This window comes from Pseudomonas sp. 50_B (assembly GCF_017491625.1).
Lineage (GTDB): Bacteria > Pseudomonadota > Gammaproteobacteria > Pseudomonadales > Pseudomonadaceae > Aquipseudomonas > Aquipseudomonas danubii.
Genome location: NZ_JAFGYX010000009.1, coordinates 253530 through 272251 on the forward strand (window position 1 = coordinate 253530; position 18722 = coordinate 272251).

Sequence of the window (18722 nt, forward strand, 5' to 3'; positions counted from 1 at the left end):
CCTGTAGGAGCCGGCTGGCTGGCAAAGACCGTTACGGCTTGACCAGCCGCGCATCCAGGCTGTTCTGCGCCAGGCGCCGGGCCTGGTCCTGGGTCATGCCCAGGTCGGTGTACAAGGCGTGGAAGTTCTCGGTGACGTAGCCGCCGAAGTAGGCCGGGTCATCGGAGTTGACCGTGACCTTCACCCCGCGCTCGAGCATTTGCAGGATGTTGTGCTGGGACATGTGGTCGAACACGCAGAGCTTGGTGTTGGACAGCGGGCACACGGTCAGCGGGATCTGTTCGTCGATGATGCGCTGCATCAGTCGCTCGTCCTCGAAAGCGCGCACGCCGTGGTCGATGCGCTGGATCTTCAACAGGTCCAGGGCTTCCCAGATGTACTCGGGCGGGCCTTCCTCGCCGGCGTGGGCGACGGTCAGGAAGCCTTCGCTGCGGGCGCGGTCGAAGACCCGCTGGAACTTGCTTGGCGGGTGACCCATTTCCGAACTGTCCAGGCCCACGGCAACGAAGGCATCGCGGAACGGCAGCGCCTGGTCGAGGGTTTTCTGTGCTTCTTCTTCGCTCAAGTGGCGCAGGAAGCTGAGGATCAGGCCGCTGGTGATGCCCAGTTGCTGCTCGCCGTCCTTGAGGGCGGCGGCGATGCCGTTGAGCACCACTTCGAACGGGATACCGCGGTCGGTGTGGGTCTGCGGATCGAAGAACGGCTCGGTGTGAATCACGTTCTGCTCTTTGCAGCGCAGCAGGTAGGCCCAGGTCAGGTCGTAGAAATCCTGGGAGGTGCGCAGCACATCGGCGCCCTGGTAATACAGGTCGAGGAACTCCTGCAGGTTGTTGAAGGCGTAGGCCTTGCGCAGGGTTTCGACGTCGCTCCAGGGCAGGGCGATCTTGTTGCGTTCGGCCAGGGCGAACAGCAGTTCCGGTTCCAGGGAACCTTCCAGGTGCAGGTGCAACTCGGCCTTGGGCAAGGCGTTCAGCCAGTCATACATGGTGTTGTCTCATCAGGTGCAGGCGGGCGCTGCGAGAGTGATGCGCTGCCGGGGCCGTGCCCTTCTCTGGGGAACTGGCGGCGGTTGCGGCTATCGCCAGGTTTTCACCGGGCCCGAAAAGCCGCCATTCTACATCTGGCGGCGCCATTGTTCGGTAAAACCTGACCGAATGGGCGATCAGGCCTGCTCCAGCTCCCGGCGATAGGCGTAGGTATCGGCAAAGCGCGAGAGCAGGAATTCGGCGCAGGTGGTCACCGGGTACTTGGCCGGATGCTCCGCGTCCTGGCAGCCGGGCAGGCATTCGATGCGGGTGTCCGGGTGCGGTTCGGCGAAGAACGGCATCGAGTAGCGGTCCACCCCCAGCGGGCTGATGACCCGGTGCGGGGTCGACAGGTAACGGTCGTTGCTCCAGCGCGCCATCATGTCGCCGAGGTTGACCACGAAGCTGCCTTCGATGGGCGGCGCATCGATCCACTGCCCCTGGACGTTGCGCACTTGCAAGCCACCGGCGGAGTCCTGGTAGAGCAGGGTGATGCAGCCATAGTCGGTATGGGCTCCCGCGCCTTGCTGCTCGGTGCTGCTGGCGGTGTGTCGCGGCGGGTAGTGGATCAGCCGCAGCACGCTGACCGGGTCCTGGAAGCGGCGGTCGAAGAAGTCGCGCTCGATGCCCAGGGCCAGGGTCATGGCCCGCAGCAGGGTCTGGGCCAGGGCCTGCATGTCCTGGTAGTGCTGCTCCATCAGGTCTTTCCAGCCGGGCAGGTCCGGGTGGCGGTTGGGGCCGCGCAGGGGCTTGTCCGCCACGACCTCGGGATGGTCATCCGGCAGGTGCAGGCCCATGTCGAAGGTTTCCTTGAGGTCGCTGGGCTTGCTCGGGTCCAGTTGCTCGGTGGCGATGGCGCCGTAGCCGCGATGGTGGCGGCTCTGGGTGATGTCGATCTTGAGTTTCTCGGCGCTGGGCAGGGCGAAGAAGTGCTTGGCCATGGCCAGCAATTGCTCGATGCGTTGTGCACTGATCGGGTGGCCCTTGATATAGAAGAAGCCCCATTCGCGACAGGCGCGGTCGATCTGTCTGGCGACACTGTCCCAGCCTGGCTGGGCCTCCTGATACAGCGGGCTGATATCGATGATCGGCAGTTGATGCATGAAAAGGCTCCCATCCTGTTGGCGGTCCGTCGTCGCTGGCGGGTGCTCCGGCAGCGACGACCAGCTTATTTGGGGATGTCTGCCTTCAGGCCTTCGACGTAGTAGTTCATCGAGGCCAGTTCGGCATTGCTGGCGCTGACCCCCGCGGCGATTTTCTCGACCCCGGCCTGGTCCTTGATCGGGCCGGTGAACGGGTGGAACTGGCCACTCTTGATGCTGGCGATGATCTGCTCGGCCTCGGTTTTCACCGGGGCCGGCAGCAGGTCGCTGAGGGGCAGCTCAACCGTACCCTCTTTCAGGCCGCCCCAGTAGTCCTGGGATGTCCAGCTGTGGTCCAGCACCCCTTGGGTGGCCTGGATGTAGTGCGGGGCCCAGTTGTTGACGATGGAGGTCAGCACCGCCTTGGGGCCGAAGTGGGCCATGTCCGAGGCGTAGCCCACCGCATACACGCCACGGCGTTCTGCGGCCTGGATCGGCGCCGGGCTGTCGGTGTGCTGGAAGATCACGTCGGCGCCCTGGTCGATCAGGGCGTTGGCGGCGTCGGCTTCCTTGCCCGGATCGAACCAGGAGTTGACCCACACCACCTTGATCTCGGTGCCCGGGTTGTACTTGTTCAGGGCCAGCTGGATGGCGTTGATGTCGCGGATCACTTCCGGGATCGGGAAGGAGGCGACGTAGCCGATCTTCTTGCTCTTGGTCATTTTCGCTGCGAGGAAGCCGCCGACGTAACGTCCCTCGTAGGTGCGTGCCAGGTAGGTGCCGAGGTTCTTGTCCTGCTTGTAGCCGGTGGCGTGTTCGAAGGTCACCTTGGGGAACTGCTTGGCGACTTTCAGGGTGGGGTTCATGTAGCCGAAGGAGGTGGTGAAGATCAGGTCGTAGTTGTCCTTGGCCATGTTGCGGATCACCCGCTCGGCATCGGCGCCTTCGGCCACGTTCTCGACGTAGTTGGTCTTGATCTGCTCGCCGAACTTTTCCGCCAGGGCCTTGCGTCCCTGCTCATGCTGATAGGTCCAGCCGTGGTCGCCGATGGGGCCGATGTAGACGAAGCCGACCTTCAGCGGGTCGGCGGCGCTGGCGGTGAGGCTGGCACTCAGGCCGACGGCGGCGGCCAGGGCGCAGAGCAGCTTGTGCAACGGGCGTGTATGCATGAATGGAAGCTCCATCTTGTTGTGAGGGGGGCGGGCGGCAAACGCTGCAGGCCAATGCAAATAGCTGACCAACAGGACAACAAAGATGGCGGTTGCGCCGGCGAGGCGGTTTCTACGGGGGCTTTGGGGCGCGCTTTTCGCTGGCAAGCCAGCTCCTACGGGGCTGGAATCTAGGAGCCGGCTTGCCGGCGAAGGGCTTTCAAGATCCAACCCGGTGCGCGGTGCCTGAGGCTGGTGCACTAACATGTAACGAAACGTTAGTGACCCGAAGCAGTCTTTTACTCATCTCCTGTACTCGTTTTTATTTCCGTCAAAGGACTGCAATGTTCACTTCCCTCAAGCAAGAACAGTTTTTGCTGCTTGCGCTGCTGGCGGCCGTGGCCGCCTATCCCCTGGAACACCTGTTGCTCAATAGCGGCCAAGGCATTGCCCTGATGGCCGGGCTGGTGCTGATCGGCTTTATCGTCATCGCCTCGATGCGTGTTGCCCACCACGCCGAACGGCTGGCGGAAAAGGTCGGCGACCCCTACGGCACCATGATCCTGACCCTGGCCGCGGTGCTGGTGGAGGTGGTGATCCTGGCCATCATGATGAGCAACGAAGCCTCGCCGACCCTGGTGCGCGACACCATCTATTCGGCGGTGATGCTGGACATCAACGGCATCCTCGGCCTGGCCGCGCTGATGGGCGGCATCAAGCACGGCGAGCAGCCTTATAACGACGATTCGGCGCGCACCTACAGCGTGATGATCCTCACCGCCATGGGCGTGTCGATGGTGGTGCCGGAGTTCATCCCCGAGGCCGACTGGAAGGTGTATTCGGCCTTCACCATTGGCGCGATGGTGGTGCTCTATACCCTGTTCCTGCGCATGCAGGTCGGGCCGCACAGTTACTTCTTCAGCTATAGCTACCCGGAAAAGCGCCGTGCTAAAGAGGCCCAGGAACAGCCCCATGCCGTCAACCTGGCCTGGAGCATCGGCATCCTGGTGTTCGGCGTGGTGGTGATCGGCGCCCTGGCCGAGGTGATGTCCAAGACCCTGGACCTGGGCCTGGAAGGCACGGGCGCGCCGCCGGTGATCACGGCGATCCTGGTGGCGGCGATTTCTGCCGCGCCGGAGATTCTCACCGCCCTGCGCGCGGCCCTGGCCAACCGCATGCAGTCGGTGGTCAACGTGGCCCTGGGCGCCTCCCTGTCGACGGTGATCCTCACGGTGCCGGTGATGGAGGCCATGGCCCTGTACACCGGCCAGCCGTTCCAGATGGCCATGACTCCTGTGCAAACGGTGATGGTGTTCATCACCCTGATCGTCAGCGCGATCAACCTCAACGACGGTGAAACCAATGCCATAGAAGGCATGACTCACTTCGTGCTGTTTGCCACCTTCATCATGCTGTCGCTGCTGGGCCTTTAAAGCGGCTGGGCTGACTGGATGGCGCAGCGAAAGCTGACACCGGGGGCATTCCAGGCCGCCAGTGCCCCCCAACGCCAACGGCGCACGGTGCTGGCCGAAGGAGAAAAGGTCGGGTCGTTGGCAAACTTGTTGTTGGCGCCGCGTTGCGCCCGATAGATGCCTGTTTCAGGCCCTTGCGGGTTCTCCACGGGAGACTCGCGATAGTAGTGTTTATCGTACCAATCGTTGACCCATTCACTGGCGTTGCCGGTGAGGTTGTAGAGGCCCAGCGGATTGGGCACAAACCTGTCCACGGCGAAGGTTTCGTTGTCGTCAGGGGCCGGGAAGTTGCGGCCGTAATCCAGATTGCCGTTGTCGGTGGCGAACATCACCGGCTGGCCGCGGTTGCGCGCCGCATATTCCCATTGCGCCTCGGTCGGCAGATCGACGCGATAGCCGCTGAGGTCTGCCAGCCAGCCACAGTAATCCTTGGCCTCTTGCCATGATCGAGAGGCCGGGGCGGGCAGGTTTTCAAGGTAGAGGTGCTTCATGTCTTCGCGTTTACGAAGTTCAGCGTCGAATGGCGGCTTGCCTTGGGCCAGGAAGAACAGATCAAAATCGCCCAGGGTGGTTTGCAGCGAGGACAGGTAATAGCTGCTCAATTTGACCGGGTGAACGAAATCGTCATCGACGTCGAGACTGATCCGCTCCATTTTTGCCGGGTCCACGCCGCAGGGCCATTGGCACAAGGCAAGTGGGTCGAAGCCATGGGGCCAACCGAAATCGCCCATCTGGAATTCGCCCCCTTCAATCAACACCATGTTGTCCAGCGAGCGGATCACTGTGTTGAGTACGGCCTCGCGGTTTTGTGGGGACAGATCTGGGTATTTGCGGCTGATGGTCGAAGCAATTTCTGCCACTTTTTCAGCTGACAGCGCTTTGCTGGGCGGGCCAGCAACCTCCTGTTTCTCGCAGCCTGAAATCAGCAGCGCGACGCAGAGCGCCAGTCCGTACTTTTGTTTCACGTAATGTCCCTATAGCGGTTCGTTCGAGGGCGGAAACTAACATGTTTCCTCAATCCGATTCCGCTTAAGGCGCAGGCGAGGGATCGGGTCCCTCGCCGTTGGACTCAACGATCAGCTACCGGCGATCAGTTGCCGGGCCGCCTGGCTGTGATCGGCGATCAGGTTTTTCAGGTCCAGCCCTTCGACCTGGCCATCAATTACCCGCCACTGGCCACCAATCATGACCCGGTCCGCTCGATCCGCGCCGCACAACAGCAGCGCCGAAACCGGATCATGGCTGCCCGAGAAACGCAGCTCATCGAGCTTGAACAACGCCAGGTCCGCCTGCTTGCCCACCGCCAATTCGCCGATGTCGGTGCGGCCCAGCAGACTCGCCGAACCCCGGGTCGCCCAGCCCAATACGCGCTCCGGGGTGATCTTCTCGGCGCCGTAGCGCAGGCGCTGGATGTACAGCGCCTGCCGCGCTTCGAGAATCATGTTCGACGCATCGTTGGACGCCGAACCGTCCACGCCCAAGCCCAGGGGCGCGCCGGCGTCGGTCAGTTCGATACTGGGGCAGATGCCGGAGGCCAGGCGCATGTTCGAACTCGGGCAATGGCAGATGCCGGTGCCGGCAGCGCCCAGGCGGGCGATTTCATCCGGGTTGAAGTGGATGCCGTGGGCCAGCCAGGTACGCGGACCGAGCCAGCCGACGCTGTCCAGGTAATCCACGGTGCGCAGGCCGAAGCGCTGCAGGCAGAAGTCTTCTTCGTCGAGGGTTTCGGCGAGGTGAGTGTGCAGGCGCACATCGAGTCCGTTGGCCAGTTCGGCGCTGGCCGACATGATTTCCGGGGTCACCGAGAACGGCGAGCACGGCGCCAGGGCGATCTGGATCTGCGCGCCGTCGCCACGCTCGTGGTATTGGCGAATCAGGCGCTGACTGTCGTCGAGAATCACCTGGCCTTCCTGCACGGTCTGTTGCGGTGGCAGGCCGCCGTCCTTTTCGCCCAGGCTCATGGAACCGCGGGTGAGCATGGCGCGCATGCCCAGTTCACGCACGCTTTCGACTTGCACGTCGATGGCGTTTTCCAGGCCGTCGGGAAACAGGTAGTGATGGTCGGCGGCGGTGGTGCAACCGGAGAGCAGCAGCTCGGCCAGCGCCACTTTGGTGGCCAGGGCGAGTTTTTCCGGGGTCAGCCGGGCCCAGACCGGATACAGGGTCTTGAGCCAGGGGAACAGCGGCTGGTTGACCACCGGCGCCCAGGCTCGGGTCAGGGTTTGGTAGAAGTGATGGTGGGTGTTGATCAGGCCCGGCAGCAACACGTGCTCGCGGGCATCGAAGACCTGTTGGCAAGGGCTCGCAGGCTGTTGGCCCAGGCCCAGGACTTCAACGATCAGACCGTCTTGCACGACCAGGCCGCCACGGGCGTCGAGGGCATTGCCGGTGAAGATGGCCAGGGGATTTTTTAACCAGGTACGGGTCGCAGGCATGGTGGCCGGCTCCTCTGAAAGTGGGTTCAGGTTAGCCAGCTCAGTGTTGCCCTGTCTGCTGATCCAGGGTCGCCGCAAGGGGCGAGGTGCGCAGTCTAGCGAAAGATGTGCCGGGGGACAAAACTTGCGGTTTGCCCCCCGTTGCAGAGCCTTGGCAGCGCTGTGCAAGCGCTGCCAGGGGCATCGGTTACAGAGATTGCGGGCTTACCAGGGGATGGTTTCGCCCTTGTAGTTGACGAAGTGATGGCCGCCCTTGCCGGTGTAGGCGTTGATCTGGGCGATCAGCCCACGGGTGCTGGTTTGCACGTCGATGTCGGCGCCTTCACCGCCCATGTCGGTCTTTACCCAGCCCGGGTGCAGCGAGAGCACGGTCAGCTTCTGTTGCAGCTGGGTGACGAAGCTGTTGGTCATGGAGTTCAGCGCCGCCTTGCTGGCCTTGTACAGCGCCAGCTCCGGAGCGTCCGGCATGGTCACGCTGCCCAGCACCGAACTCATGAACGCCAGCACGCCGCTGTCCTTGCGGATCTGCCCGACAAAGCGCTGGGCCAGGTTGATCGGCGCCACCGCGTTGGTGAAGAACAGCTGGCCGACTTCGGCCAGGGTCGCGTGGCCCGGCAGTTGGTTGTCCGGGCCCTTGACCCCGGCATTGACGAACAGCAGGTCGAACACCTGGTCCTTGAGTTTCTGGCTCAGGGCGATCACCGCTTGCTGATCGTCCATGTCCAGTTGTTCGATCTGCACCTTGCCCAGTGCCTGCAGGGCTTCGGCCTTGTGCGGGTTGCGCACGGTGGCGGTGACTTGCCAGCCGTCTTCCAGCAGGCGTTGTACCAGGCCGAGGCCCAGGCCCCGGGAGGCGCCGATGATCAGTGCGGTTTTTGCCGTGGACATGATGAGGTTCCTTGATAAATGAGGATCACGGATTCAATGGACAGGCTTGTCCCAGCCGCAGTTGCAGCTCGTGGCGCAACTGGCCCAGTTCTCCGATGCACTTGCATGGGGCTCGAAAGGGCTTGACCCTGGAGCATACTCCAGGCTTTAGCCTGCGCGCTCCTTGAGTTGATGGAGCACTTCCTATGTGGACGACCGAACACTACCGAAAATTGGTCCGCGCCAGCGGCTGGTACGACTTGCTGGTGACGCTGGCCTTTGTCACCCCCTGGAGTTTCATGGCCTTGCACGAGTTGCTGCAGGGCGCGGCCCAGGCCTTCAATCTGCCCGGTAGCCTGCCTCCGTTCGAGCCGATGCACCTGCTGATGGCCAACCTCATGGGGTCGATTGTCTGCGTATGGTCGGTGCTGCGGATTCGTGATCCGCAGCAGGCGTTTGGCCGTTATGACGCGGTGGGGCGCCTCCTGTTTGCCACTTGGCAGGGGTACGCCCTGATGCACGGCGCCACCGCATTGATCGCGGTGTTCCTGGTTTTCGAACTGGCCTGGTGCGTGGCGCAGTTGCTGCCGGTCAAAGGCGACGTAGGCAAGCTGGCTCCAGCCGGGCGTGCGCCGGTCATTTAATGCCCCGCCTGCCAAGGCTGCCCCAGGGATACCGGTGCGTACAAACGGGTGCGCAAGGCGTCGCGCGATAGCAGCACCAGCACCAGGATGGTGGCGGCATAGGGCAGCATCGCCAGCAGGTTGGAGGGTATCGCCAGCCCCAGGCCCTGGGCCACCAGATGCAGGATGCTCGCCAGGCCGAACAGGTAGGCGCCGAGCAACAGTCGCCACACGCGCCAACTGGCGAACACCACCAGGGCTAGGGCAATCCAGCCGCGGCCGGCGCTCATGTTCTCGGCCCACATCGGGGTGTAGGCCAGGGACAGGTAGGCCCCGGCCAACCCGGCCATGGCACCGCCGAACAGCACCGCGAGCGTGCGCACCCGCAGCACCGGCAGGCCCATGGCGCTGGCGGCGTCGGGGTTTTCGCCGACGGCCTGGATGATCAGGCCAACCCGGCTCTTGAGGAGCACCCAGGCCACCAGGGCGAACAGCGCGAAGGACAAGTACACCAGCAGATCCTGGGCAAACAGCATGCGGCCGATCAGCGGGATGTCGCTGAGCAATGGCAGTGCCAGCGGTTCGAACCCGGCCAGTGGCTTGCCGACCCAGGCCGCGCCGACAAAGCTCGACAAGCCGACCCCGAAGATAGTCAACGCCAGCCCGGTAGCCACCTGATTGGCATTGAACGCCAGGGCCACCAGGGCAAACAGCGCCGAGAGCAGCATTCCCGCCGCCATTGCCAGCAGCACGCCAAGCCACAAATGGCCGCTGTTGAGGGCGACGATAAAACCTATCACCGCGCCGAACAGCATCATGCCTTCCTGGCCGAGGTTGAGGACGCCGCTCTTTTCACAGATCAGTTCCCCCAGGGCCACCAGCAGCAAGGGCGTGCCGCAGCGCACCATGGCGTAGAGAATATTGCTCAGCAGATCGATATCCATTACAGGGCTCCGGCGGTTGCGCTGAGGGGCGTGTCGCGGCGTGCCCAGCGCAGGTTCAGGCGCGGCCGATAGAGAATCAGTACGTCACAGGCCAGGAGGAAGAACAGCATCATGCCCTGGAACAACTGGGTAATGGCCTGGGGCAGGTTGAGGCTCATCTGCGCGCTTTCGCCACCGATGTACAGCAGGGCCATGAGCAGGCTGGAGAACAGGATGCCAATGGGGTTCAGGCGCCCGAGAAAGGCCACGGTGATCGCCGCATAGCCGTAGCCGGGGGAGACCTGCGGCACCAGTTGGCCGATGGGCCCGGTGACTTCACAGACCCCGGCCAACCCAGCCAGGGCGCCGCTGATCAATAGCGCCAGCCAGATCAGGCGCTGCTGGCGAAAGCCGACGAAACCCGCGGCGCGCCGGTCCAGCCCGAGGACCTTGATCTGGAAACCGACGAAGCTTTTCTGCAGCAGTACCCAGACTGCCACCAGGGCCAGCAGGGCGAAATACACCCCGGCGTGGACCCGACCGTCTTCCATCAACTGTGGCAGGCGGCTGGCGTCGCCGAACATCGCCGACTCGGGGAAGTTGAACCCGGCGGGGTCCTTCAATGGGCCGTGTACGCAATACAGCAACAGGTTCAGGGCGATGTAGTTGAGCATGATGCTGGTGAGGATTTCGTTGGCGTTGAAGCGCGTGCGCAACCAGGCCGTGAGCCCGGCCCAGGCGGCGCCGGCCAGGGTGCCGGTGAGCAGGATCAGTACCAGCGCCCAGCGACTTTGCAATTCGATGAGGTTGACCGCCAGGGCGCTGCCGGCCAGGGCCCCGAGCAGCAATTGGCCTTCAGCGCCGATGTTCCAGATGCGGGCCCGGTAGGCCACTGCCAGGCCCAGGGCGCAGAGCAGGATCGGCAGCGCCTTGACCAGCAGTTCCGAGACGCCGTACAGGTCGCTGACCGGGGCGATCAGCAGGGTGTGCAGGGTCAGCAGCGGGTCATGCCCCAGGGCCATGAACAGCAGGGCACCACAGCTCAGGGTCAGCAGCGCGGCCAGAAGAGGGGAACACCAGAGCATCAGGCGCGACTGGCGGCCGCGAGGTTCGAGTGAAAGCAGCATGGACGACTCCGTTAAACCGCCGGGGCGGGGGTGTAGGGGACGGCTTCGAAGTGGCCGGCCATCCAGGCGCCGACTTCGACCAATGAGGTGTCGACGCAGGCTTTGGGCGTCGAGAGACGACCACCGCACAGGGCGGCAATGCGATCGCTGATCTGCAGCAGTTCATCCAGGTCTTCGGAGATCACCAGGATCGCCGCGCCGGCATCGCGCAGGGCGATCAGTGCCCGGTGAATGGTGGCAGCGGCACCCACGTCGACGCCCCAGGTCGGGTGCGCGGCGATCAGCAAGCGCGGTTGCTGGAGGATCTCGCGGCCGAGGATGAATTTCTGCAGATTGCCGCCGGACAGGCTGCGGGCCGGGCTCTGGGCATCACCGGTCTTGACCCCGAAGCGCTGGATGATTGTCTCGGCCAGGGCGCGGACCTTGGCTCTTTGAATCAGGCCATTGCGGACCAGTCCTTGTTGAAAGGCGCTGAGCAGCGCGTTGTCTTCCAGGCTCAGTTCCGGCACTGCACCTTGCCCCAGGCGTTCGGCGGGGACGAAGGCCAGCCCCTTTCGGCGTCTTGCATCGGGGTAGAGATGGCCGACGGCCTGGCCGGCCAGGCAGATGCGTTGGGCCTCACCGGGAGCCAGGCGTTGCTCGCCGCTGAGCAGGGCCAGCAGTTCGTCCTGGCCATTGCCGGCGACCCCGGCGATACCGACGATTTCGCCACTGCGCAGGCTCAGGTCGATGGCCTTGAGGGAGCAGCCGAAGGGATCGGGGTTGTGCCAGCTCAACTCGCGGATGTGCAGGAATTCGGTAGCGCCGCTGACCTTGGGGTAGTCGGCGAGCAGGGCCGCCGTGTCACCCACCATCAGTCGCGCCAGTTCCTGGTTCGAGCATTCGGCCGGCCGACAGTGACCGGCCACCCGGCCGCCCCGCAGTACTGTGGCGCTGTGGCACAGCGCGCGGACTTCGGCGAGCTTGTGGCTGATGAACAGGATGCTGCAGCCCTCGGCCGCCAGCCGGCGCAGGGTGACGAACAGTTCTTCGGCCTCTTGCGGGGTCAGCACTGAGGTGGGTTCGTCGAGGATCAACAGGCGGATGTCCTGCATCAGGCAGCGCACGATCTCCACTCGTTGACGCTCGCCGATGGACAGGCTGTGCACCAGGCGCTGGGGTTCCAGGGGCATGCCATAACGCTGGGACACTTCGCGGATCTTGCCTTCCAGCTGGCCCGGCGTGCCGGCCGCCGCGCCCATGGCCAGGGCAATGTTTTGCGCGACGCTGAGGGTTTCGAACAATGAGAAATGCTGGAACACCATGCCGATTCCCAGGCCGCGAGCCTGGGCCGGGCTGCTGATGAGCTGACGCCGGCCTTGCCAGATCAACTCCCCCGAGTCGGCCTGGATCACCCCGTAGATGATCTTCATCAAGGTGCTTTTGCCGGCGCCGTTCTCGCCGAGCAGGGCCTGGATTTCACCTGGAGCGATGCTCAGGTCGATGGCGTCGTTGGCCAGGCAACCGGGATAGCGCTTGCTGATCTGGCGCAGTTGCAGGCGCGGAGTTTGTGCGATGGGCACAGCGGAATTTGGCATGACGGGCTCGGGGGATTGGAGTTGTTGCTGTGGATAAAGCAATTTCCTGGCCAGTAGGTCAGGAAAGCTCAGGCGCCGCCCTGGAGTGCCCCTTGAACTGTTGGAGGAGGCGGAAACCGGGCACCACTTCGGGGCAAAGTGTTTGAAAGGGCTCTGTTTTTGTCCGCGGCAAACTGAGCAAAAAATGACCAGTGGCCTGCAGGCCCTGTGCAGTCAGCGGCTGGAGCAGCCTTGCACGGGTTATCCACAGCTTGCTCCACAGTATTTGTGTGCAAGCCTGGAACTTGGGCATAAGCCCGGCAGCCTTGCCTTCCAACCGCGATAAACCACTCTAACTTACTGTTTTACGTTGCAAAAAAGTCCATTGGAGGAACTTTGGGCAAAAAATGAACAAAGCCCGCAAAGCCACGTTACAGAAGGGTTACAGCGTTATGTGCTCAGGTTATCCACAGTCGGGTGCACAGCAGATGTGGGCAACTGCGGGAGGCTCTGCCGGGTTATGCACAAGGTACTCGGGCCGGGTTGGTGCGCTCAGCGCTGCAAGAGGATGCGTCCGCGGCTGAGGTCGGCCAACTGCTGTTGCAGGGTATCGATCTGCTCTTCGCCCAGGGCCAGTTGCAACTCCACGCCATTGGCGGTGAAGTCTTCCTCTACCAGCAACCCGCCCAGTTCGGCGATCCGCAACTTGACCAGGGCCAGCTCGCTGAAACTGCAGGCGCAGCGCAGCGGTACGCGGTTGACCAGGGCGATGCGCTCGGCGCCTTGCAGGCATTTGTTGGCACCGCCGCCGTAGGCCCGGGCCAGGCCACCAGTGCCCAGCTGGATGCCGCCGTACCAGCGGATCACCAGCACGGCTACCTGATCGCAATCCTGGGCCTCGATGGCCGCGAGGATTGGCCGTCCGGCGGTGCCGCCGGGTTCGCCGTCGTCGTTGCTGCGGTACTGATCAGCCAGCTTCCACGCCCAGCAATTGTGGGAGGCGTTGAGGTCACTGTATTGCTGGATGAAGGCTTGGGCCTCGACCGCGCTGGTGATGGGCGCGGCAAAGGTGATGAAGCGGCTTTTGCGAATCTCTTCGCGGTACTCGCAAAGGCCGGCCAGGGTAAAGGGCATGAGCGTCAGTCTTTCTGGGCGGGAGTCAGGCCACAGCCTTTGAGGATGATACGGATCAGGTTGGTGCCGGCCTCTTCGAAATCCTGCTTGGTCAGGCGGCTGCGGCCGGTGACGCGGCAGATCTGGGTGGCGAAGTCGGCGTAGTGCTGGGTGCTGCCCCAAAGCAGGAAGATCAGGTGCACTGGGTCAACCGGGTCCATCTTGCCGGCGTCGATCCAGGCCTGGAACACATTGGCCCGGCCTTGGAACCAGGCGCGGTAGTCCTGGCTGAAGTATTCGCTCAGGCACTCGCCGCCACTGATGATTTCCATGGCGAAGATCCGCGAGGCCTGTGGCTGGCGACGGGAAAATTCCATCTTGGCGCGGATGTAGCGGGTCAGGGCCTCGGCCGGGTCATCCTCGGCGGTGAGGGTGTTGAAGGTGCTGTCCCAGAGTTCGAGGATGTTGCTCAGCACCGCGATGTACAGCCCCAGTTTGTTGGTGAAGTAGTAGTGCAGGTTGGCTTTGGGCAGGCCGGCCTTCTGCGCGATGGTGTTCATGCTGGTGCCTTTGAAGCCGTGACGGGCGAACTCGTCCTCGGCGGCCTGGATGATGGCCTCTTCATTCTTCTGCCGAATGCGGCTGGCGGGTTTGCCTGGGTGAGGAGTGCTGTGGGCGGGGACTTCAAAGGTCATGGAGGTTTCCGAGCAAGTCTGTGGGTGCAACCTGTGCGTTGATAGCGCACCCAGGTTGATCAGACAAGCCTTGGCGCGACAAAAGCTTCAGCGAGCCTTCAGGCAGTGATTTTCCGGCGCCGGATTTATGTCGTTTGGCAGGCTTTTACCGTCCGGCAGCAGGCGCATCAGCAGGGCTGCCAAGGGTTGCGGCGGTCGTTGAGTCCGTGGATCAGTTCACTGCAGCGGGAAGCATCTGGCTGAAGGGCGTGGAGCTCGGGCTGAAGGTGCTAGGTGCCGAGGTCTTTGCAAAAAAGCTGTCCAGGTGCTCAGGCCATTTTCTCTGGTTGTCGATGCGGCCTTGCGAGTACGGGGCTTTGCCGGTTTTCAGCGGGTCGCCGCCAGGCTCTCCAGGAAGCTTTCCAGCACCAGGTGGGGGCGCCGGCCCTTGCGTGTGACCGATGCCAGGCTCAGGTCATAGAAGCGCGACTTGGGCTTGAGCGCGCGCAACCGGCCTTGCTGCACCCAGAGGGTGGCGTAGTGGTCAGGGAGGTAGCCGATATAGCGTCCGGTGAGGATCAGGAAGGCCATGCCTTCGCGGTCGGATGCGCTGGCGGTGCAGTTCAATGCTTGATAGTGGGCCTGGATTTCCGCGGGCAGGCGGAAGGTCGGGGCAATGGCGTCCTGGTCATTGAGACGCTGATCGTCCAGTTGCTTGTCGTCCACGTAGAACAGGGGATGGCCCACTGCGCAGTACAGCAACGAACGTTCGTCATACAGCGGCTGATACTCCAATCCAGACAGGGCGCTGGCCTGGGGCACCACGCCGACGTGCAGGCGACCGTCGAGTACCCCTTGCTCGACTTCGTTGGGGGCGATCATGCGGATCTGGATCTGCACGTCCGGGCCGCGCTCCTTCAATTGCGCCAGGGCGTGGGTGATGCGCATGTGGGGCAGGGTCACCAGGTTGTCGGTGAGGCCGATGATCAACTCGCCCCGCAGGTGGCGGTGCAGGCCGTTGACCTCGGTGCGGAAACTCTCCAGGGCGCTGAGCAGTTGCAGGCTCGACTGATAGACCTCGCGGCCTTCTTCGGTGAGGGAAAAGCCGGCGCGTCCGCGTTGGCACAGGCGCAGGCCGACCCGTTGCTCCAGATCACTCATCTGTTGGCTGATGGCCGAGCGGCCAATGCCGAGCACGGTCTCTGCGGCGGAGAAACCACCGCATTCCACAACACTGCGAAAGATCCGCAGCAGGCGGATATCAAAGTCGCTGACTTGCGCCAGCGGGTCGGCGCGACGGCTGCTCATAGTTTAGTGGATGCCAGACTGAAGGTTATTAAAGTTGGATTTCACCGACTTTATAGCCGTGGCAACTTAGTCGCAACAACGCTTTTATTCCTACGCCGCTTCATTGCCTTGCGAGGTTTTGCTCATGAACATGCCGGAAACCGCGACTCCATCTTTGGCCAGTCAGCTCAAGCTTGACGCTCACTGGATGCCCTACACCGCCAATCGCAACTTCCAACGCGACCCGCGCCTGATCGTCGGCGCCGAAGGCAGCTGGCTGGTGGATGACAAGGGCCGCAAGGTCTATGACTCGCTGTCCGGTCTGTGGACCTGCGGCGCCGGTCACTCGCGCAAAGAGATCCAGGAAGCGGTATCCAAGCAACTGGGCACCCTGGATTACTCCCCAGGCTTCCAATACGGTCACCCGCTGTCGTTTCAACTGGCGGAAAAAATCACCGACCTGACTCCGGGCAACCTGAACCATGTGTTCTTCACCGACTCCGGTTCCGAGTGCGCTGATACCGCAGTGAAGATGGTGCGTGCCTACTGGCGCCTGAAAGGCCAGTCGACCAAGACCAAGATGATTGGCCGTGCCCGTGGCTATCACGGTGTGAACATCGCCGGCACCAGTCTGGGCGGGGTCAACGGCAACCGTAAACTGTTCGGCCAGGCAATGATGGATGTGGACCACCTGCCGCACACTCTGCTGGCCAGTAACGCGTTTTCCCGTGGCATGCCGGAGCAGGGCGGTATTGCCCTGGCCGATGAGCTGCTGAAGCTGATCGAACTGCACGATGCTTCCAATATCGCTGCGGTCTTCGTCGAGCCGATGGCTGGCTCGGCTGGCGTACTGGTGCCGCCACAGGGTTATCTCAAGCGTCTGCGGGAAATCTGTGATCAGCACAACATCCTGCTGGTGTTCGACGAAGTGATCACAGGCTTCGGTCGTACGGGGGCGATGTTCGGCGCCGACAGCTTCGGCGTAACCCCGGATCTGATGTGTGTGGCCAAGCAGGTCACCAACGGCGCCATTCCCATGGGCGCGGTGATTGCCAGCTCCGAGATCTATCAGACCTTCATGAACCAGGCGACGCCCGAGTACGCCGTGGAATTCCCCCACGGCTACACCTATTCGGCGCACCCGGTGGCGTGCGCTGCGGGCCTGGCGGCACTGGATCTGCTGCAGAAGGAAAACCTGGTGCAGAGCGTGGCTGAAGTTGCTCCGCATTTTGAGAATGCGCTGCACGGCATCAAGGGCGCGAAGAACGTGATCGACATCCGTAACTTCGGCCTGGCCGGTGCGATCCAGATCGCGGCCCGTGATGGTGATGCGATTGTGCGTCCGTTCGAGGCCGGCATGGCCTTGTGGAAAGCCGGTTTCTACGTGCGCTTCGGCGGCGACACCCTGCAGTTCGGCCCAACCTTCAATAGCAAGCCGCAAGACCTCGATCGTCTGTTCGATGCGGTTGGCGAAGTGCTGAACAAGCTCGACTGATTCGATCCTTCTTATATAGAGGCAGGCATGAAGCGTTTCGTGCCTGCGCCTTCCCCCTTTTCAGGAGTCCCCGCATGAGTTTGATTCAACACCTGATCCACGGCGAACTGGTCAGCGACAACGGTCGTAGCAGCGACGTATTCAACCCTTCCACTGGCAAGGCGATTCATAAAGTGCCGTTGGCCAGCCGTGAAACCATCCAGCAAGCCATTGACTCTGCCAAATCCGCGTTCCCGGCCTGGCGTAATACGCCACCGGCCAAGCGCGCCCAGGTGATGTTTCGCTTCAAACAACTGCTGGAGCAGAACGAGGCACGCATTGCCCAGCTGATCAGTGAAGAACACGGCAAGACGCTGGAGGACGCGGCTGGTGAATTGAAGCGCGGTATCGAGAACGTCGAATATGCCTGTGCCGCGCCGGAAATCCTCAAGGGCGAATACAGTCGTAATGTCGGCCCGAACATCGATGCCTGGTCCGACTTCCAGCCGTTGGGCGTGGTGGCCGGTATCACCCCGTTCAACTTCCCGGCCATGGTTCCGCTGTGGATGTACCCGCTGGCGATCGTTTGCGGTAACTGCTTTATCCTCAAGCCGTCCGAGCGCGATCCAAGCTCCACCCTGTTGATTGCCGAGCTGCTGCATGAGGCCGGTCTGCCCAAGGGCGTGCTGAACGTGGTGCATGGTGACAAGGCTGCGGTGGATGCGCTGATCGAGGCGCCGGAAGTCAAGGCGCTGAGTTTTGTAGGGTCGACCCCCATTGCCGAGTACATCTATGCCGAAGGCACCAAGCGCGGCAAGCGGGTTCAGGCATTGGGCGGGGCGAAGAACCATGCGGTGCTGATGCCTGATGCCGATCTGGATAATGCCGTCAGTGCTTTGATGGGCGCAGCTTATGGTTCCTGTGGTGAGCGTTGCATGGCGATTTCGGTAGCTGTGTGTGTGGGTGATCAAGTGGCGGATGCTCTTGTGACCAAGTTGGTTCCGCAGATCAAGGCGCTGAAGATTGGTGCCGGCACTTCCTGTGGCCTGGACATGGGGCCGCTGGTGACTGCCCAGGCTCGCGATAAGGTCAGTGGTTATGTAGAGGAGGGCGTCGCTGCCGGTGCGCAACTGGTGGTGGACGGCCGTGGCCTGAGCGTTGCCGGTCATGAAGAGGGCTTCTTCCTGGGGGGCTGCCTGTTCGATCGCGTCACACCTGAGATGCGCATCTATAAAGAAGAGATCTTTGGTCCGGTGCTGTGCATCGTTCGGGTCAATAGCCTGGAAGAGGCTATGCAACTGATCAACGATCATGAGTATGGCAACGGTACCTGCATCTTTACCCGTGACGGTGAAGCGGCGCGTCTGTTCTGTGACGAGATTGAAGTGGGCATGGTGGGCGTCAACGTACCGCTGCCAGTGCCAGTGGCTTATCACAGCTTTGGTGGCTGGAAGCGTTCGCTGTTCGGCGACCTGCATGCTTATGGTCCTGATGGCGTGCGTTTCTATACCCGCCGCAAGGCTATTACCCAGCGTTGGCCGCAACGTGCCAGCCATGAAGCGTCGCAGTTCGCCTTCCCTAGCTTGTAAGTGTAAGGAGCGAGACAACAAAGGCCGGCCCTGGTGGGCCGGCTTTTGCGTTTATGGGCTTTTCTGATCGATATGACAGATTTATGAAAATAAGTGTTGACGGCAGATTCTACAGGTCTATAATTCGCCCCACTTCCGGCGCAGTCGAAACGGAAAACTCCTTGAGATTCAATGAGTTACGCGGTTTTCGGCAGCGGTTACGCTTCAGTTCATCGAAGCCAGAAGCAGTTGGTAAGGCAGTGTGTTTTCGCCTTATTAACGATTCGATCCTCTCGGTCGAAAGCGGTTAAAAAGAGGTGTTGACAGCAGCGTGTAACGCTGTAGAAT

16 protein-coding genes are annotated in these 18722 nt (G+C 62.4%); 4 read left to right on the top strand and 12 right to left on the bottom strand.

Features of this window, described 5'->3' with window-relative positions; translation table 11 throughout:
- Positions 1-31: 31 nt before the first annotated feature.
- The 3 genes from J5M73_RS15465 to J5M73_RS15475 form a co-directional block, all read right to left on the bottom strand.
- Complete coding sequence (locus tag J5M73_RS15465; protein ID WP_016966700.1) at positions 32-985, bottom strand: adenosine deaminase; 954 nt, start codon at positions 983-985, stop codon at positions 32-34.
- Positions 986-1162: 177 nt separating this feature from the next.
- A complete protein-coding gene (locus J5M73_RS15470) occupies positions 1163-2128 on the bottom strand; it encodes a 2-oxoglutarate and iron-dependent oxygenase domain-containing protein (RefSeq protein ID WP_102863036.1) in 966 nt (321 codons plus the stop codon).
- A 65-nt stretch (positions 2129-2193) separates the two neighbouring features.
- Complete coding sequence (locus tag J5M73_RS15475; RefSeq protein ID WP_102863037.1) at positions 2194-3276, bottom strand: BMP family ABC transporter substrate-binding protein; 1083 nt, start codon at positions 3274-3276, stop codon at positions 2194-2196.
- Positions 3277-3599: 323 nt separating this feature from the next.
- Here J5M73_RS15475 and J5M73_RS15480 point away from each other — a divergent pair, with 323 nt between their 5' ends.
- Positions 3600-4688: a calcium:proton antiporter gene (locus tag J5M73_RS15480; protein WP_102863038.1), complete on the top strand. Its 1089-nt coding sequence runs from the start codon at positions 3600-3602 to the stop codon at positions 4686-4688.
- On the opposite strand, the gene J5M73_RS15485 is transcribed toward J5M73_RS15480, so the two are convergent.
- The 3 genes from J5M73_RS15485 to J5M73_RS15495 all read right to left on the bottom strand — a co-directional run bounded on the left by J5M73_RS15485 (position 4685) and on the right by J5M73_RS15495 (position 8050).
- A complete protein-coding gene (locus tag J5M73_RS15485; RefSeq protein ID WP_347709961.1) occupies positions 4685-5692 on the bottom strand; it encodes an SUMF1/EgtB/PvdO family nonheme iron enzyme in 1008 nt (335 codons plus the stop codon). The two genes, J5M73_RS15480 and J5M73_RS15485, sit on opposite strands and share 4 nt — an antisense overlap.
- A gap of 111 nt (positions 5693-5803) precedes the next feature.
- Complete coding sequence (locus J5M73_RS15490) at positions 5804-7162, bottom strand: 8-oxoguanine deaminase (RefSeq protein WP_102863040.1); 1359 nt, start codon at positions 7160-7162, stop codon at positions 5804-5806.
- A 204-nt stretch (positions 7163-7366) separates the two neighbouring features.
- Positions 7367-8050, bottom strand: coding sequence for an SDR family oxidoreductase (locus J5M73_RS15495; RefSeq protein WP_102863041.1), 684 nt, complete (start codon positions 8048-8050; stop codon positions 7367-7369).
- Positions 8051-8235: 185 nt separating this feature from the next.
- Here J5M73_RS15495 and J5M73_RS15500 point away from each other — a divergent pair, with 185 nt between their 5' ends.
- A complete protein-coding gene (locus tag J5M73_RS15500) occupies positions 8236-8673 on the top strand; it encodes a hypothetical protein (protein WP_102863042.1) in 438 nt (145 codons plus the stop codon).
- Here the strand turns inward: J5M73_RS15500 and J5M73_RS15505 are convergent.
- The 6 genes from J5M73_RS15505 to J5M73_RS15530 form a co-directional block, all read right to left on the bottom strand.
- The gene (locus J5M73_RS15505) at positions 8670-9596 is read right to left on the bottom strand and encodes an ABC transporter permease (RefSeq protein WP_207167023.1); all 927 of its coding nucleotides are present in this window, start codon (positions 9594-9596) and stop codon (positions 8670-8672) included. The genes J5M73_RS15500 and J5M73_RS15505 overlap by 4 nt on opposite strands.
- The gene (locus tag J5M73_RS15510; RefSeq protein ID WP_102863044.1) at positions 9596-10702 is read right to left on the bottom strand and encodes an ABC transporter permease; all 1107 of its coding nucleotides are present in this window, start codon (positions 10700-10702) and stop codon (positions 9596-9598) included. Before J5M73_RS15510 ends, J5M73_RS15505 begins: the two co-directional genes overlap by 1 nt.
- 11 nt (positions 10703-10713) lie before the next feature.
- The gene (locus J5M73_RS15515) at positions 10714-12279 is read right to left on the bottom strand and encodes an ABC transporter ATP-binding protein (protein ID WP_102863045.1); all 1566 of its coding nucleotides are present in this window, start codon (positions 12277-12279) and stop codon (positions 10714-10716) included.
- Positions 12280-12810: 531 nt separating this feature from the next.
- Positions 12811-13392 carry a YigZ family protein gene (locus tag J5M73_RS15520; RefSeq protein ID WP_102863046.1) on the bottom strand — a complete coding sequence of 194 codons (582 nt, stop codon included), beginning with the start codon at positions 13390-13392 and terminating at the stop codon, positions 12811-12813.
- Positions 13393-13397: 5 nt separating this feature from the next.
- Positions 13398-14066, bottom strand: a complete 669-nt coding sequence (locus J5M73_RS15525) for a TetR/AcrR family transcriptional regulator (RefSeq protein ID WP_102863047.1) — start codon at positions 14064-14066, stop codon at positions 13398-13400.
- Positions 14067-14432: 366 nt separating this feature from the next.
- Positions 14433-15353, bottom strand: a complete 921-nt coding sequence (locus tag J5M73_RS15530; protein WP_102863048.1) for a LysR family transcriptional regulator — start codon at positions 15351-15353, stop codon at positions 14433-14435.
- A gap of 124 nt (positions 15354-15477) precedes the next feature.
- Here J5M73_RS15530 and J5M73_RS15535 point away from each other — a divergent pair, with 124 nt between their 5' ends.
- Both J5M73_RS15535 and J5M73_RS15540 read left to right on the top strand, forming a co-directional pair.
- Positions 15478-16827 (top strand): aspartate aminotransferase family protein, encoded by a 1350-nt coding sequence (locus tag J5M73_RS15535; protein WP_102863049.1) that lies wholly within the window; start codon positions 15478-15480, stop codon positions 16825-16827.
- Positions 16828-16901: 74 nt separating this feature from the next.
- Positions 16902-18395: a CoA-acylating methylmalonate-semialdehyde dehydrogenase gene (locus J5M73_RS15540; protein WP_102863050.1), complete on the top strand. Its 1494-nt coding sequence runs from the start codon at positions 16902-16904 to the stop codon at positions 18393-18395.
- Positions 18396-18722: the final 327 nt, after the last annotated feature.